The 15,489-nt window shown below is 69.0% G+C and carries 12 protein-coding genes; 11 read left to right on the top strand and 1 reads right to left on the bottom strand.

Annotated features, from left to right (window positions below; genetic code table 11):
• The first annotated feature begins 54 nt into the window (after positions 1-54).
• Complete coding sequence (locus OG734_RS18285) at positions 55-2,091, top strand: sensor histidine kinase (RefSeq protein WP_330288569.1); 2,037 nt, start codon at positions 55-57, stop codon at positions 2,089-2,091.
• A gap of 46 nt (positions 2,092-2,137) precedes the next feature.
• Here the strand turns inward: OG734_RS18285 and OG734_RS18280 are convergent, their stop codons facing one another.
• Complete coding sequence (locus OG734_RS18280; RefSeq protein WP_330288568.1) at positions 2,138-2,755, bottom strand: TetR/AcrR family transcriptional regulator; 618 nt, start codon at positions 2,753-2,755, stop codon at positions 2,138-2,140.
• A 110-nt stretch (positions 2,756-2,865) separates the two neighbouring features.
• On the opposite strand from OG734_RS18280, the gene OG734_RS18275 reads away from it, so the two are divergent.
• The 10 genes from OG734_RS18275 (at position 2,866) to OG734_RS18230 (ending at position 15,142) form a co-directional block, all read left to right on the top strand.
• Positions 2,866-3,924: an aldo/keto reductase gene (locus tag OG734_RS18275; protein WP_330288567.1), complete on the top strand. Its 1,059-nt coding sequence runs from the start codon at positions 2,866-2,868 to the stop codon at positions 3,922-3,924.
• Positions 3,925-4,419: 495 nt separating this feature from the next.
• Positions 4,420-6,231: an ABC-F family ATP-binding cassette domain-containing protein gene (locus tag OG734_RS18270; RefSeq protein ID WP_330288566.1), complete on the top strand. Its 1,812-nt coding sequence runs from the start codon at positions 4,420-4,422 to the stop codon at positions 6,229-6,231.
• Between the two features lie 265 nt (positions 6,232-6,496).
• Positions 6,497-8,323: an outer membrane protein assembly factor BamB family protein gene (locus OG734_RS18265; RefSeq protein WP_330288565.1), complete on the top strand. Its 1,827-nt coding sequence runs from the start codon at positions 6,497-6,499 to the stop codon at positions 8,321-8,323.
• Positions 8,324-8,378: 55 nt separating this feature from the next.
• Complete coding sequence (locus tag OG734_RS18260) at positions 8,379-9,995, top strand: outer membrane protein assembly factor BamB family protein (protein WP_330288564.1); 1,617 nt, start codon at positions 8,379-8,381, stop codon at positions 9,993-9,995.
• 263 nt (positions 9,996-10,258) lie between these two features.
• A complete protein-coding gene (locus tag OG734_RS18255) occupies positions 10,259-10,966 on the top strand; it encodes a helix-turn-helix transcriptional regulator (RefSeq protein ID WP_330288563.1) in 708 nt (235 codons plus the stop codon).
• A gap of 160 nt (positions 10,967-11,126) precedes the next feature.
• On the top strand, positions 11,127-12,185 hold the full coding sequence (gene galT, locus OG734_RS18250; RefSeq protein ID WP_330288562.1) for a galactose-1-phosphate uridylyltransferase: 1,059 nt from the start codon (positions 11,127-11,129) through the stop codon (positions 12,183-12,185).
• On the top strand, positions 12,185-13,147 hold the full coding sequence (galE, locus tag OG734_RS18245; protein WP_330288561.1) for a UDP-glucose 4-epimerase GalE: 963 nt from the start codon (positions 12,185-12,187) through the stop codon (positions 13,145-13,147). The genes galT and galE overlap by 1 nt, the downstream gene beginning before the upstream one ends.
• Before the next feature lie 55 nt (positions 13,148-13,202).
• Positions 13,203-14,375, top strand: a complete 1,173-nt coding sequence (gene galK, locus OG734_RS18240; RefSeq protein WP_330288560.1) for a galactokinase — start codon at positions 13,203-13,205, stop codon at positions 14,373-14,375.
• 2 nt (positions 14,376-14,377) lie between these two features.
• A complete protein-coding gene (locus OG734_RS18235) occupies positions 14,378-14,713 on the top strand; it encodes an ankyrin repeat domain-containing protein (RefSeq protein ID WP_330288559.1) in 336 nt (111 codons plus the stop codon).
• 18 nt (positions 14,714-14,731) lie between these two features.
• Positions 14,732-15,142 (top strand): hypothetical protein, encoded by a 411-nt coding sequence (locus OG734_RS18230; protein ID WP_330288558.1) that lies wholly within the window; start codon positions 14,732-14,734, stop codon positions 15,140-15,142.
• The last annotated feature ends 347 nt before the right edge of the window (positions 15,143-15,489 follow it).

Raw genomic sequence — 15,489 nt, 5'->3', positions numbered from 1 at the left:
GGGGACCCCCAGACGGGCCAAACAGCAAGAAGAGCAACGAGGTTCCCCATGCGTATGGCTCGCACCTCCGAACGACTGCGCCCCAGATCCGTCCGGGCGAAGATCGTCGCCCTGCTGATGCTGCCCGTCGTCTCCCTCATGGCTCTGTGGAGCTTCGCCGCGGTCACCACCGCCTCCACCATCGGTGACGCCGAGCGGGCCAAGGACGTCAACTCCGAACTGCTCGCCCCGGTCGCCGACTTCGTCACCGCGATACAGACCGAGCGCACCGTCTCCGCCCGCTACGCCGCCGACCCGAAGTCTGGCGACGCGGACGTCCTGACGCGAACCCAGGCAGCCACCGACAACACCACCGAGGCCCTGCTCGCCGGCATCAACTCCTCCAGCTCCGACGCCGCGCTCCTCAACTCCGCACTGCCCGACCGCCTCGACAAACTCACCGACGACGCCAAGGGGCTCGCGGCGCTCCGCGCGTCACAGAGCGGCGGCAACAAGAACGCGACGAAGGCTGAGTCCATCGCGTCCACGGCGTACACGGCATACACCGGCATCGTCGAGGACGCCTTCGCCGTCACCGGCGCGCTCACCGGGGAGAAGGGCACGACCACCGCGTCCGAGGCCCGCGTCGTCCTCGAACTCTCCCGCGCCCGCGAGGCCTTGGCCCAGGAGCAGGCGCTCCTCGCGGCGGGCGGCGCGGCCGGGAAGCTCACCGACGAGCAGTACGCGCTGTTCGTCGGAGCGGTCACCGTCCAGCGGGGCCTGCTGAAGCCGGCGGTCGCCGATCTGAAGCCCGAGCACCAGAAGGCGTACAACACGCTTCTGGAGAGCGGGAGTTACGACCAGCTCGCGGCGATCGAGAATCGCGTACGCAGCGCCGGACCCGGCGAATCGGCCGTGTCCGACGGCCTGTTGAGGGGCTGGGACGACTCCGCGAGCACAGTACTGAGGTCCCTCGCCAAGGCCGAGACCGAGGCCGGTACGGCCGCCGCCGCCAAGGCGAACCCCTTCGGCTGGGACACGCTCGGCGCCTCCGGAATCGCCGTCGTCCTGGGCCTGGTAGGCGTGTTGCTGTCCCTCCTCGTCTCCGTGTCGGTCGGGCGCGGACTGATCGTGGAGCTTCTCGACCTGCGCAACTCGGCCCTCGAAGTCGCCGGCCGCCGGCTACCGCAGGCCATGCGGCGCCTGCACGCCGGGCAGGGCGTCGACATCGACGTCGAGGCCCCGATGCGACGCCTCGCCGGGGACGAACTCGCCCAGGTGGGCACCGCGTTGACGGCCGTACAGCGGGCGGCGCTCAAGGCGGCCGCCGAGCGCGCCGAACTCCTCAGCGGCATCTCCGGCGTGTACGTCAGTCTCGCCCGCCGCAGCCAGGTGCTGCTGCACCGCCAGCTCGACATCCTCGACCGGCTGGAGCAACGCCCGCGAGACCAGGACGAGTTGCAGGACCTGTACCGCGTCGACTACCTCGCCACCCGGATGCGCCGCCACTCCGAGAGCCTCCTCATCCTGTCCGGCATCGCGCCCGGCCGCGGCTGGCGGGACCCGATCCCGCTGGCGGACACCCTGCGCGCGGCGGTGGCCGAGATCGAGGACGCGACGAGGGTCCAGATCTGGGCCGTACCCCGGGTCTCCCTGAACGGCGGCTCGGTGGCCGACGTCATCCATCTCCTCGCCGAACTCGTCGAGAACGCCGCCTCGTTCTCCCCGCCCAGCACCAAGGTGCAGCTGCGCGCGGCCCGGCTGCGCGACGGTGTCGTCATCGAGGTCGAGGACAGCGGCTTCGGCATGAACGAGGACGCGATGGCCGACGCCAACCGCAAGCTCCAGTCGGAGAAGGTCGACCTCCTCGACGCCAAGCAGATCGGCCTGTTCGTGGTGAACCGCCTCGCGACCCGCCAGGGCCTGCGCGTCGAACTCCGCAACTCCCCGAACGGCGGCGTCACCGCGGCCGTCCTCATCCCGGAGAACCTGCTGCGCGACGACATGCCGGTGCATGAACACGAGCACGAGCTGGCGGCGACGGAGAACGGCGGAGGCGGCCGGACGCCGGCACCGGCGGCGGCGCTGATTCCGCGGCAGCGGGGCGAGTAGCCCTCGTACGGAGGGTCCTTGTGGATGGGAGTGGGCCACGGGGACCTCACACGCCCCGCACGTATGCTCCCGCGCGCGCTGCGGCTGCGGCGGCCTCGGCGGCCTGGTCTGCTGCGGCTTCGTCGAGGCGGTCGTCGGTGGTCAGCAGGCGGTAGTAGAGGGGGGCGGAGACGGCGCGGATCACCTCATGGACATCGGTGCCCTCAGGCAACTCGCCCCGGTCGACGGCCTGCTGGACGCAGGGTGCCCACTCCTTGACGCGGATGTCGTAGAAGCGGTGCAGGGCCTCGGCTGTCTTCGCCTCGCAGGTGGCGGCGGCGATCACTGCCTTGAACAGTGATCCCTGCCGAGGGTCGGCCAAGGTGCTCTGCACGAGCCGGGCGTTGGCCTTGAGGTCGCCGAGCAGCGAGCCGGTCTCGGTCCGTGGCAGCGACTGCTCCGCCATGTCCAGCAGCAAGTCGGCCACCAGGTTGGTCACCGTTCCCCAGCGGCGGTAGACGGTGGTCTTGCCCACCTCGGCACGGCGCGCGACGTCGGCGAGGTCCAGGTGGGCGAAGCCCTGCTCGGCCAAGGCGTCCCCGGCCGCCCGCAGCACCGCCGCCCGCACCCGCGCCGTACGCCCGCCAGGACGGACGGTCCCCGGGTCAGCACCCTCGAACTCCATAAAGGGACTCCAGTTTCATTAATGGCGGGGGCTTGCTACGCTGCTGCCCACCGCTAATGGAACTGTAGAGCCATTAGTGGGGTCGGGCAACGAGAGGGAAGGGAACAGTCATGGAATACAGGCGACTGGGTGCATCCGGCCTGAAGGTCCCCGCACTGAGCTTCGGCGCCGGCACCTTCGGCGGCCAGGGACCGCTGTTCGGCGCCTGGGGCAACACCGACGCGAGAGAAGCACGCCGCCTCGTGGACATCTGCCTGGACGCCGGGATCACCATGTTCGACACCGCCGACGTCTACTCCGGCGGCGCCTCGGAGGAGGTGCTGGGCGAAGCGATCAAAGGCCGCAGAGACCAGGTGATCGTGTCCACCAAGACCAGCCTGCCCATGGGCGACGGCCCGGGCGACGCGGGCTCCTCACGGTCGCGCCTGATCACCGCGTGCGAGGACGCCCTGCGCCGGCTCGGCACCGACCACCTCGACCTGTTCCAACTGCACGCCTTCGACGCCGGCACGCCGATCGAGGAGACCCTGTCCGCACTCGACGATCTCGTACGAGCGGGAAAGGTCCGCTACCTGGGCATCTCCAACTTCTCCGGATGGCAGGCGATGAAGTCCCTCTCGATCGCGGAGAGGTACGGCCACCCGCGCTACGTCGCGCACCAGGTCTACTACTCCCTCATCGGCCGCGACTACGAATGGGAGCTGATGCCGCTCGGGCTGGATCAGGGCCTCGGAGCCCTCGTCTGGAGCCCCCTCGGCTGGGGACGGCTCACCGGCAAGGTCCGCCGCGACCAGCCCCTGCCGGCCGGCAGCCGACTGCACCACACCGCGGACTACGGCCCGCCGGTCGAGAACGAACACCTCTACCGCGTGGTCGACGCCCTCGACGAGATCGCGCAGGAGACCGGCAAGGCAATTCCGCAGATCGCCATCAACTGGCTGCTGCAGCGGCCAACCGTCTCCTCCGTCATCATCGGCGCCCGCAACGAGGAGCAGCTCCGCCAGAACCTCGGCGCCGTCGGCTGGACGCTCACTCCCGACCAGCTGACGAGACTCAACGAGGCGAGCACCAGGCCAGCGGCCTACCCGTACTTCCCCTACCAACGCCAGGAAGGCTTCGCTCGCCTCAACCCGCCGATGGGCGATGTGGCGCGTCTGCCTGCCGCATGACATCGACGGCACGTGGCTGGAGCGGACGAAGGTGCGTCCCGGGCTCGACCGGCGGAGTTCGGCATGATCTTGCGAGGAACCCCAGGCGTTCACGCCTGGGAGGAATCGCATCCCAGGACTGCGACGCGGAGCGCCGCGGTGGCGCGGCCCTGCTCGGCGGCCTCGCCGTGCAGCCGGAACTGCTGAGCCGGTACGCGGCCGACGCTCACCGGCCTTTGCGACGCCCGGCTGTCCCGGCACGCGCAGGCCGCCGTCCCCGCAGCCGTCCTCGCCGGGTAGGACGGAGTGGAGTCGGCCGACGCGGTCCCTGCCGGCCCGCCTGCCTGCCTGTCCGCCCGCCTGCCCGCCCGCGTGCCTGGTCGGGTTCGCGGGGGCGGAAGCGCACGTGGGACCACACCCACGGTGCCGTTTCGCTGGCCCCGCGAATCCGCCCGCCAATCCCACCCACCCCACCAACTACCCTGGAAGGTCGACCCACCCCACCTCAGGAGCAAAATGGCCGTCAACCTCGTCAATGTCGAGAACGTCAGCAAGGTGTACGGGACCCGTGCCCTGCTCGACGGGATCTCGCTCGGGGTGTCCGAGGGGGACCGGATCGGGGTCGTGGGTCGTAATGGCGACGGCAAGACCACCCTCATCCGGATGCTCGCCAAGCTGGAGGAGGCCGACACCGGGCGTGTCACCCACTCCGGGGGCCTGCGTCTGGGCGTACTCACCCAGCACGACTCCCTTGACCCCGCCGCCACCGTCCGCCATGAGGTCATCCGGGACATGGCGGACCACGAGTGGGCCGGAAACTCCAAGATCAGGGACGTACTCACCGGGTTGTTCGGCGGACTCGACCTCCCCGGGTTCCCGCAGGGTCTGGACACCGTCATCGGGCCCCTCTCCGGTGGTGAGCGGCGTCGGATCGCGCTCGCCAAGCTGCTCATCGACGATCCCGACCTGATCGTTCTCGACGAGCCCACCAACCACCTCGACGTCGAGGGCATCTCCTGGCTCGCCCGGCATCTGCGCGAGCGCCGCTCCGCGCTCGTCTGCGTCACCCACGACCGGTGGTTCCTCGACCAGGTCTGCACCAGCATGTGGGACGTGCAGAAGGGCGATGTCTACGAGTACGAGGGCGGCTACACCGACTACGTCTTCGCCCGCGCCGAACGCGAGCGCATCGCCGCCACCGAAGAGGTCAAGCGGCAGAACCTCGTCCGTAAGGAGCTGGCCTGGCTGCGGCGCGGGGCGCCCGCCCGTACGTCCAAGCCGCGCTTCCGCGTCGAGGCCGCCAACGAGCTGATCGCCGACGTACCGCCGCCCCGGGACAGCAGCGAGCTGATGAAGTTCGCCTCGACCCGGCTCGGCAAGACCGTGTTCGACCTTGAGGACGTGACCGTGCAGGCCGGGCCCAAGGTGCTGCTCAAGCACCTCACCTGGCAGCTGGGCCCCGGCGACCGCATCGGCCTCGTCGGGGTGAACGGCGCCGGCAAGACCTCTCTGCTGCGTGCCATGGCCGAGGCCGCCCGCAGCGGGGGCGAGACACAGCCCGTCGCCGGGCGGGTCGCCGTCGGCAAGACCGTCAAGCTGGCCTATCTCTCCCAGGAGGTCGGCGAGCTCGACCCGAACCTGCGGGTACTGGAGGCCGTGCAGCAGATCCGGGACCGCGTCGACCTCGGCAAGGGGCGTGAGCTGACCGCCGGGCAGCTGTGCGAGACGTTCGGGTTCGGGAAGGAGAAGCAGTGGACCCCGGTGGGGGACCTGAGCGGTGGTGAGCGGCGGCGGCTGCAGATCCTGCGTCTCCTCATGGACGAGCCCAACGTCCTCTTCCTCGACGAGCCCACCAACGACCTCGACATCGAGACCCTCACCCAGCTCGAAGACCTCCTCGACGGCTGGCCCGGCTCCATGGTCGTCATCTCCCACGACCGGTTCTTCATCGAGCGCACCACCGACCGCGTCTTCGCCCTTCTCGGCGACGCCGCCCTCCGCATGCTGCCGCGTGGCATCGACGAGTACCTGGAGCGGCGTCGGCGGATGGAGGAGGTTGCCGCGGCTGCGATCCAGGCCGGCCCCGCCGCCCCCAAAGCCGGCGCGGAGAAGAGTGCCGCCGACGTCCGTGCCGCCAAGAAGGAACTGCAGAAGATCGAGCGGCAGTTGGACAAGATGTCCGAGCGCGAGAGCAAGCTGCACACCCAAATCGCCGACAACGCAACCGACTTCGAGAAGGTCGCCAAACTCGACGCCGAACTGCGCGAACTCTCCGGCGAACGCGACGACTTGGAACTGCGGTGGCTGGAACTCGCGGACGAGGCATAGTCGAACGCGTTCGAAGCCGTGCGAAACGTGAAGCTCGCAGACGTGGCGTGAAGGGCACGTGAACGCGCATAACAGTGGCATCACGGGCCGGTTCGCCCTTGGGAACAGAGGTGGGCAGGGGCGGATACGGTCCGGTGTGGGATGGCCACGGAGTGGTAGAAAGAGCCCTCTGAGAACTCCCTGAGTGAGCCTTGGTGAGCGGGAATCCGTTCCCTTCGCGCACCTCAGGGCGTGGCTAAAAATCAGCTGAAGGGGGAACGCGCTGATGACCCAGCCGCCCAGCCAACCACCCCAGGGGCCGTCCCAGGGGCCGTCCCAGGGTGGTTTCGGACCGCCGCCGGAGGTGCCCCAGGGTCCGCCGCCGGGCGCACCGCAGGCGGTGCCCTACGGGGCTCCGCCACCCCCGCAGGGTCCGCCGCCCCTGCCACCGGCCCCGCCCGCGCCCCAGCCCGGTTACGGCCCTCCGCAGCAACCCGGCCCCTACGCCCAGCAGTCCGGCCCGTACGGCGCCCAACCCGGCCCCTACGGGTACGCTCCCGCCCCCGCCGCCCCCGGATACGGCTATCCCGGTCAGCAGCCCCCTCAGTTCCCCGGCGCCCCGCTGCCCCCGCCGCCGCTTCCGCCCGGCGGCGGTTCCGGCAACCGCAACCGCTTCAAGGGGCGCCCCGCGCTGATGCTCGGGGCAGCCGTCGCCGCGCTGCTCGTCATCGGGGGCACGGTGTACGCCGTGACCAGCGGTGGTGGCGACGACAAGAAGCCCGCGGCAGCCGGCCCCGAACCCGACCTCTCCGCTCCCGCCTCCGGGCCCGTCAAACCTGGTGACGACAGCGGCGGCGACGACGACGGCGGTGGCGTAGCCGGCGCCGACCCCGACAACCTGAACGAGGGCCGCCAGGCCGGCGAGTCGAAGGTGCTCTGGTCCAAGGACGCGCCGGACGCGCCCGCCTCCGGTGCCGACGCCAACGGCATGTGGATCACCGACAAGGTGGCTGTGAAGGCGGCGTACAAGGAGGTGTTCGCGTTCCGCGTCGGGAACGGGGACACAGCCTGGGGGCCGATCACCTTCCCGCAGAAGATCTGCGCCGTCACTCCGCAGAAGTCGGCCGACGACAAGATCGTGGTCGCCTTTATGAGCGGGGCCAGCGAGCGCGCCAAGTGCAACAAGCTCCAGGTGCTCGACGTGAACACCGGGGCGAAGGGCTGGAGCGGCGAGGTCGCCGACGGGGCGCTGTTCGACAGTGCGCTCAGCGTCGAGCTGACGCTCACCGGGACGACCCTGATGGTCGGGCGCTCGCAGTCCGGCACGGCGTACGACCTGAACACCGGCACCAAGCTGTTCGACAAGGTGAGGTACGGGGCCGCCTGCTTCCCCGCCGCCTTCGCGGGCGGCGCCAGGCTGATCGTCGTGTCGTCCTGCGGGGCCTCCACCTCCACCGAGCACGACGAGGTGCAGGAGCTGGACCCGAGGACCGGTGCGGCCCGCTGGACCCGGCCCATTCCGAAGGGCTGGGCGGTCGGGCGCACGTACTCCGTCGATCCTGTCGTCCTCTACCTCACCAACAAGGACAAGAAGTCGTGGAACATCTCCACGCTCAAGGCCGACGGCAACTTCCGGTCCGAGGTCTCCGTCGACGAGTCCTTCGCCCCCGTGTGCGGCTGGGCGATCCTCGAACGCGACCTCCAGGGCTGCCAGGGTGTCGTCACCGACGCGGAGACCATCTACCTGCCGACCGAGGCGACCACCGGCGCCAACGAGATCGTCGCCATCAACCTCGCCACCGGTAAGGAGAAGTGGCGCGTAAAGTCACCGGCCGCGGAGTCCATGCTGCCGCTGAAGATCGAGGGCGGCCGGCTCATCGCCTACGTCGAGCCGTCGTACGACGCCGGCGGTCAGGTCGTGTCGATCCCTGTCACCGGCGGCAGCCACACCCCGACGACGCTGCTGAAGAACCCGGCAGCCGCCGCCGACGTCGAGAACGGCTTCTACTCCAAGGCGTACGACTGGGTCGACGGCCGCTTCTATCTCTCCACCACCCGGCTGAGCGGCAGGGACGAGCTGAAGGAGAAGCTGATGCTCGCCTTCGGCAAGTAACACGCCCTTTCCCTGTCCCACTCTTCTTTCTCTCCGCTCCCGAGGTACCCACGTCATGACCCAGCCGCCGCCCCCGCCCCCGCCCAACCAGCCCCCGCAGCCTCCTCCCGGCTACGGCTATCCCCAGGGCGGCCCGAACCCGTACGCCCAGCAGCAGCAGCCCCCCTCCCCGTACGGTTACCCGCAGCAGCCGCAACCCGTCTATCCAGCCCAACCCCCTTCCCCGCAAAGGAAGTTGAACGCCCAGGCGGTCATCATCGTCTCTGCGGTCGCCGCGATCGCGCTGATCATCGGGGGCGGTGTCTGGTACTCCTCCGCCAAGGACGACCAGGCCGGCGGGCAGAGCGACGACAAGAACAGCACCGCCGGCACCGCCGGCACCACAGGGGGAACCGACGGCGGCGAGGGCGCCGACAAGGCGCCCGCAAACACCGCCTCCAAGGTCCTCTTCCAGATCCCCGAGCCCGCCGTCGGCGCCGACGAGAACAGCATCACCGTCGTCGGCTCCTGGCTCACCGACACGGTGTACGCCAAGAGCGGCCGGGCCGAGATCGTCGGATACGACCCCGTGAAGGGCACCAAGCTCTGGACGGTCCCGCTGCCCGGCCCGGTGTGCGCGGCGAGCCGCCACACGACCGCCGACCACCGGACGGCGGTCGTGTACGAGCCCGCCATGCCGACCAAGGACAAGCCCTCGCACGGCTGCAGCCAGGTCGCGGCGATCGACCTCGACGCGGGCAAGGAACTGTGGACGCGGACGGTCAAGTCCGGCGACCAGGCGATCAACCTCGACAATGTGACGATCAGCGCGAACACGATCGCTGTCGGCAGCACCAGCGGAGGCGCCGCCTTCGACATCACCGGCAAGTCCCTGTGGGCCCCGAAACCGGCCGACACCTGTTACGACGCGGGCTATGGCGGCGGCGAGAAACTGGTCGCGGTGCGCAAGTGCGGGACGTACGGCGCCCGGCAGCTGGGCATCCAGACGATCGACCCGGTCTCCGGCAAGGTGCTCTCCGAGTACGCGATGGCCAAGGGCATCGAGGACGCCAGCATCGTGTCGACGAACCCGCTGGTCGTGGCAGCCGACGTCAACCGCGCCGCGGGCGACGGCAGCGGGATCTCGGACTTCTTCTCCATCGACAACAAGTCGGGACAGCTGCGTACGAAGATCTCGGCACCCGGCGACAGGTACGCCGCCGAGTGCGAGGGCATCACCAGGATCGAGTACTGCACCAAGCTGGCCGTCGGCAACGACAAGCTGTACCTCCCGACCGAGGACCACGACGGCACCGGCGAGTACAGCAAGACCAACGAGATCGTCGCCTTCGACCTCGCCACCGGCAAGCAGGACGGTCAGCGGGCCGACGCCGGCGACCGCTACACCATCACCCCGCTGACCATGGACGACGGCAACGTGATCGCGTACAAGAGCCCGCCCTACGACAAGGGCGGCCAGGTCGTCAGCATCGACGGCGGCTCCTTCGCGCAGACGAAGCTGATGGAGAACCCGGCGACGAAGGCGGTGCGCGACGTCGAGGCCAGCATGCAGCCGGACTACGCCGAGATCGTCTACGCCGACGGCCGCCTCTACATGTCCCAGGTCTACGCCCGCAAGCCCTCCAGCACGGGGGAGAAGCGGTACCTGGCGATCGCGTACGGCACGAAGTGAACACGATCGACTGATCGCCGACCGCTGCCGTTGACGGCCCCGTCCCTGCTCAGGGGCGGGGCCGTGCACGTACTACTCATCACCCTCGAATGAGAGGATTTTCGGCGATCCGGGGCACTTCTCTCCAGTAGGGGAAGCGCAACGTCGAACAAGCGTGTAGCTTCCGGGGGCATAGAAAGCGGGGGGAGCCGGGGGGCTCCCGTCCGTGCGGACCAATGGGCATCCAGAAGGGACAACCATTGGGGGGACTGGGGGGTGGCTCGATGGGAGTGCGGCTGATGGTGGTCGACGACCACCGACTGCTCGCCGAGGCTCTTGCCTCGGCGTTGAAGCTGCGCGGGCACCGGGTGCTCGCCGCGGCGGCGCCCGCCGCGGGCGCGGCGGAACTGGTGATCACCCGCGCGCCGGAGGTGTGCCTGCTGGGCACGGCGACACCGGCCGAGCCGGGCATGTTCGACCCGGTGGTGCGGATCAAGCGCGAGCGTCCGCAGGTGGCGGTCCTGGTGCTGGGCCCGGTGCCCAGCCCGCGCGGCATCGCCGCCGCCTTCGCCGCGGGAGCTTCCGGGTACGTACGTCACGACGAGCGGATCGAGGGCGTCGAGCGCGCCATCATGAAGGCCAGGGCGGGCGAAGCGGCGGTCTCGCCGCAGCTGCTCCAGGCCGCGTTCAGTGAACTCCTCAACCCCGCCGCCCAGCCCGACGACGAGGGCCAGCGCCTCCTCCAGATGCTCACGCCGAGAGAGGTCGAGGTCCTGGTCAGGGTCGCCGACGGCGAGGACACGCGGCTGATCGCGGCCGGCATGGGGATCGCGCCCAGTACGGCCCGTACGCATGTGCAGCGGGTGCTGATGAAGCTGGGGGTGGGGTCGAGGCTGGAGGCGGCGGCGCTGGCGGCCCGTACGGGCCTGCTGGACCGGGCGGGGCCGGTGCAGCAGCACCAGCCGCACTCGTCTCCTGGAGCGGACTTCTGACCAGGTACCTCACTTCCTGACCGCGGAGCCGGAGTTCCCGTGAACTCCGGCTCCGCTCACGTTTCACGGCTCGCCGGGGGATACCCATGGTTGTGGATTTATGATTTGATGTGTTCGGTTCTGTTTGAAGCTAGGTTTTGGTACGGATGGAGAGTCCGGCGTGAAGAAGACCTCGACGAGGCTCGCCGACGGTCGTGAGCTCATCTACTACGACCTGCGCGACGACACAGTGCGCGACGCGGTGGACCGACGCCCCCTGGAGCGCACGGTCACCACGTCCCAGGTACGCCGGGACCCGCTGCTCGGCGACGAGGTGGCGATCGCCTCGCACCGCCAGGGGCGCATCTACCACCCCCCGGCCGACGAGTGCCCCCTCTGCCCGACCGAGGGCGACCGGCTGAGCGAGATCCCGGACTCGTCGTACGACGTGGTCGTCTTCGAGAACCGTTTCCCCTCCCTGGCCGGCGACTCCGGCCGCTGCGAGGTGGTCTGCTTCACCTCCGACCACAACTCGTCCTTCGCCGACCTCACCGAGGAGCAGACGCGACTGGTCCTGGAGGCGTGGACCGACCGGACGTCGGAGCTGTCGAACCTCCCTGCCGTCGAGCAGGTGTTCTGCTTCGAGAACCGCGGCGCCGAGATCGGCGTCACCCTCGGACACCCCCACGGCCAGATCTACGCGTACCCCTTCACCACCCCCCGTACGGCACTGATGCTTCGCTCGGTGGCCGCGCACAAGGAGGCGACGGGCGGCGAGAACCTCTTCGACGACATCCTCGAAAAGGAACTGGCGGGCGAGCGACTGGTTCTGGCCACCGACCACTGGGTCGCCTTCGTGCCGTACGCCGCCCACTGGCCGTACGAGGTGCACCTGTACCCGCGCCGCCGCGTGCCGGACCTCCTGGGGCTCGACGAGGAGGCGCGCACAGAGTTCCCCAAGGTCTACCTGGAACTCTTGAGGCGCTTCGACCGGATATTCGGTGAGGGTGAGCCGCCGACGCCGTACATCTCGGCCTGGCACCAGGCGCCGTTCGGCACGCTGGAGGAGTTCGAGGGCGTCAACCGTGACGACTTCGCGCTTCACCTCGAGCTTTTCACCATTCGCCGTACTTCCGGCAAGCTGAAGTTCCTCGCGGGCTCCGAGTCGGGGATGAGCGTGTTCATCAACGACATCCAGCCGGAATCCGCGGCCCAGCGACTGCGAGAGGTAGCGAGTTGATGAGCGGTAAGTACCTGGTCACCGGCGGTGCGGGCTATGTCGGCGGGGTGGTCGCCCAGCACCTGCTGGAGGCCGGCCACGAGGTCGTCGTCCTCGACAACCTCTCGACGGGTTTCCGGGAGGGCGTCCCGGCAGGTGCCACGTTCGTGGAGGGCGACATCAAGGACGCCGCCAAGTGGCTGGACTCCTCCTTCGACGGGGTGCTCCACTTCGCGGCCTCCTCCCAGGTCGGCGAGTCGGTCGTCAAGCCCGAGAAGTACTGGGACAACAACGTCGGCGGCTCGATGGCCCTGCTCACGGCGATGCGCGAGGCCGGCGTACGCAAGCTGGTCTTCTCGTCCACGGCCGCGACATACGGCGAGCCGGAGACGACCCCGATCGTCGAAACGGCCCGCACGTCCCCGACGAACCCCTACGGCGCCTCGAAGCTGGCCGTCGACCACATGATCACGAGCGAGGCGACGGCCCACGGCCTGGCGGCGGTCTCCCTCCGCTACTTCAACGTCGCCGGCGCCTACGCCACCCAGGGCGAGCGCCACGACCCCGAGTCCCACCTGATCCCCCTCGTGCTCCAGGTCGCCCAGGGCAAGCGGGACGCGATCTCGATCTACGGCGAGGACTACCCGACCCCCGACGGCACCTGCGTACGGGACTACATCCACGTCGCGGACCTGGCGGACGCCCACCTGCTGGCCCTCACGGCCGCGACGGCAGGCGAACACCTGATCTGCAACCTCGGCAACGGCGAGGGCTTCTCGGTCCGCGAGGTCGTCGAGACGGTGCGGCGGGTCACCGGGCACCCCATCCCGGAGGTCGTGGCCCCGCGCAGGGGCGGCGACCCGGCGGTCCTGGTCGCCTCCGCCGACCGGGCCCGAACCCGCCTCGGCTGGAACCCGACCCGGGCCGACCTGGCGGGAATCGTCGCGGACGCGTGGGAGTTCGCGCAGCGGCACAGCAAGTAGCAGGTCTGGAACGTACGACAGGCCTGGAACGTACGAGAGGTCAGAGGTAGAGGGCATGACGACTGCGGATGTCGCCGAGGTTTTCGAGGGGCTGTACGGATCGGCACCGGAGGGAGTGTGGGCGGCGCCCGGCCGGGTCAACCTGATCGGCGAACACACCGACTACAACGACGGTTTCGTCATGCCCTTCGCCCTCCCGCACACGGCACTGGCAGCGGTCTCCCGCCGCACGGACGGCGTCGTGCGCCTGCACTCGTCGGACATCGAGGGCGGGGTGGTTGAACTACGCGTCGACGCCCTGCTGCCGGAGTCGGACAAGAACTGGACGGCGTACCCGGCGGGCGTGATCTGGGCGCTGGTGGACGCGGGCCACACGTCGGTGTCGTCGGGCGCGGACATCCACTTGACCTCGACGGTACCGACGGGCGCGGGCCTGTCGTCGTCGGCGGCGCTGGAGGTCGTGGTCGCCCTGGCCCTGAACGACCTGTACGAACTGGGCCTGGAACGCTGGCAGTTGGCCCGCCTGTGCCAGCGCGCGGAGAACGTGTACGTAGGCGCTCCCACCGGCATCATGGATCAAACAGCCTCGGCGTGCTGCACCGCAGGCCACGCTCTCTTCCTGGACACGCGGGACCTCTCCCAGGACCAGATCCCCTTCGACCTGGCGGCCGAGGGCATGCGCCTCCTGGTCATGGACACCCAGGTCAAGCACTCCCACAGCGAGGGCGAGTACGGCAAGCGCCGGGCGGGCTGCGAACGGGGCGCGGAACTGCTGGGCGTGGACGCGCTGCGGGACGTGGCGTACGAGAACCTCGACGCGGCGCTGGCCCAGCTGGCCGACGCGGGCGGCGATGACGAGGTACAGCGCCTGGTACGCCACGTGGTGACGGAGGACCACCGCGTCGAGCGCGTCGTGGGCCTGCTGAAATCGGGCGGCGACACCCGCGCCATCGGCCCCATCCTCACCGAGGGCCACGCCTCCCTCCGCGACGACTTCAGGATCTCCTGCCCGGAGCTCGACCTGGTGGTCGAGGCCGCGTTGGACGCCGGCGCCCTGGGCGCCCGCATGACGGGCGGCGGCTTCGGCGGCTCGGCCATCGTGCTGGTGGAGGCGGGCGACGCGGAACGAGTCGGCAAAGCGGTGGAGGAGGCGTTCGCCTCCGCCGGGTTCGTCACGCCTCGGGTTTTCGCGGCGGTGCCTTCGGCGGGGGCGCGGCGGGTGCGGTGACGGTGGCTGAAACGCCAGACGAATGGACGGATGTCAGGAGCGCTGTCGAGCACGAAGACCTTCCTCGTCTTCGGCAGCTCTTGACTTCCGGTGCAGATGTGAACGAAATTTACCGTGGTTTTCCGCTGCTTCATCATGCGATCGACACGGAGGCGGATGGGGCGCTGCAGTCGAGTGAGCCGCTGCACGTGGACACAACGGCATTTCTGCTGGCCCGAGGAGCGGATCCGAAGCTGAAAAACAAATTCGGGCAGGATGCCAGGGGTTTCGCCGATGCTCGCGGGCATTGGCTTGCTGTCGAATTGATTGATGGATTCCCTTTTCGCTCTGGTGGGTAAGGAAGAGGAGCAATTCAAGTGATCCGTGAAGGATCCCTGGCTGACCACTTTCGGCGGATCGCAAGCGAGACCGGATGGACGGTCGCAATGCTTCCTGGGCAAGCTTTGCGAAGTTGGGAAGCGATGGTTGATGAATGTGCGGACGGTTACGATCTGGACGTCTCGGAGTACTTGAACGATCTATCTGTTCGTGACCTGCTCCAGCGCGTTACAGAGGACTCAAAAGTGCGGTCACTCCCCGAGTTCTCTTGGTTCACGGCCGAGCTTGCCGAAATTGACGAGCGGTTCAGGGCGGTTCTGGCGGACGGCCCGCTCATTCGGCCTGGCGATCATCAATGGTGGCATCGGTCGCTCCCCGCCGTAGGGCGAACAGATTTCGTAAGGGATGTGAAGGAGCGATATCGCGTCGAACTGAGACTGGTCGACTGAGCTCAGGCCAGGAGAGCGCCACTCAGATCGTCGCCGCAGTACATGCAGCAGCTGTTGCGGTCTGCGGTACGGTGATCAATTTCTGGAAGAGGCCAGGCAGGCCTTCACCCCCAGAGCCCCGGGGAGAGTCACGGTTGCCCGGTTTGATCAGGTAGGACCGGGGTCGCTGACGTGAAGCGGAAGACGGCGCTTGTGGATCGTAGAGTTCTCGACGCTTCAAGATCCGCAAGGTTGCCGTGCTCGTTGTCCCATCACCGTTCCTGTGGACTGAGCGGGAGTGAGTCCCGTTCAGCCGCGCGCCCCGAACGGTCTTGGGCGAGCTGGTCCCCGGCGTACTCGACCCCGGG

Source organism: Streptomyces sp. NBC_00576, assembly GCF_036345175.1.
Lineage (GTDB): Bacteria > Actinomycetota > Actinomycetes > Streptomycetales > Streptomycetaceae > Streptomyces.
The sequence above is the reverse complement of the archived record's forward strand: the minus strand, read 5'-3'. Positions and strand labels throughout refer to the sequence as shown.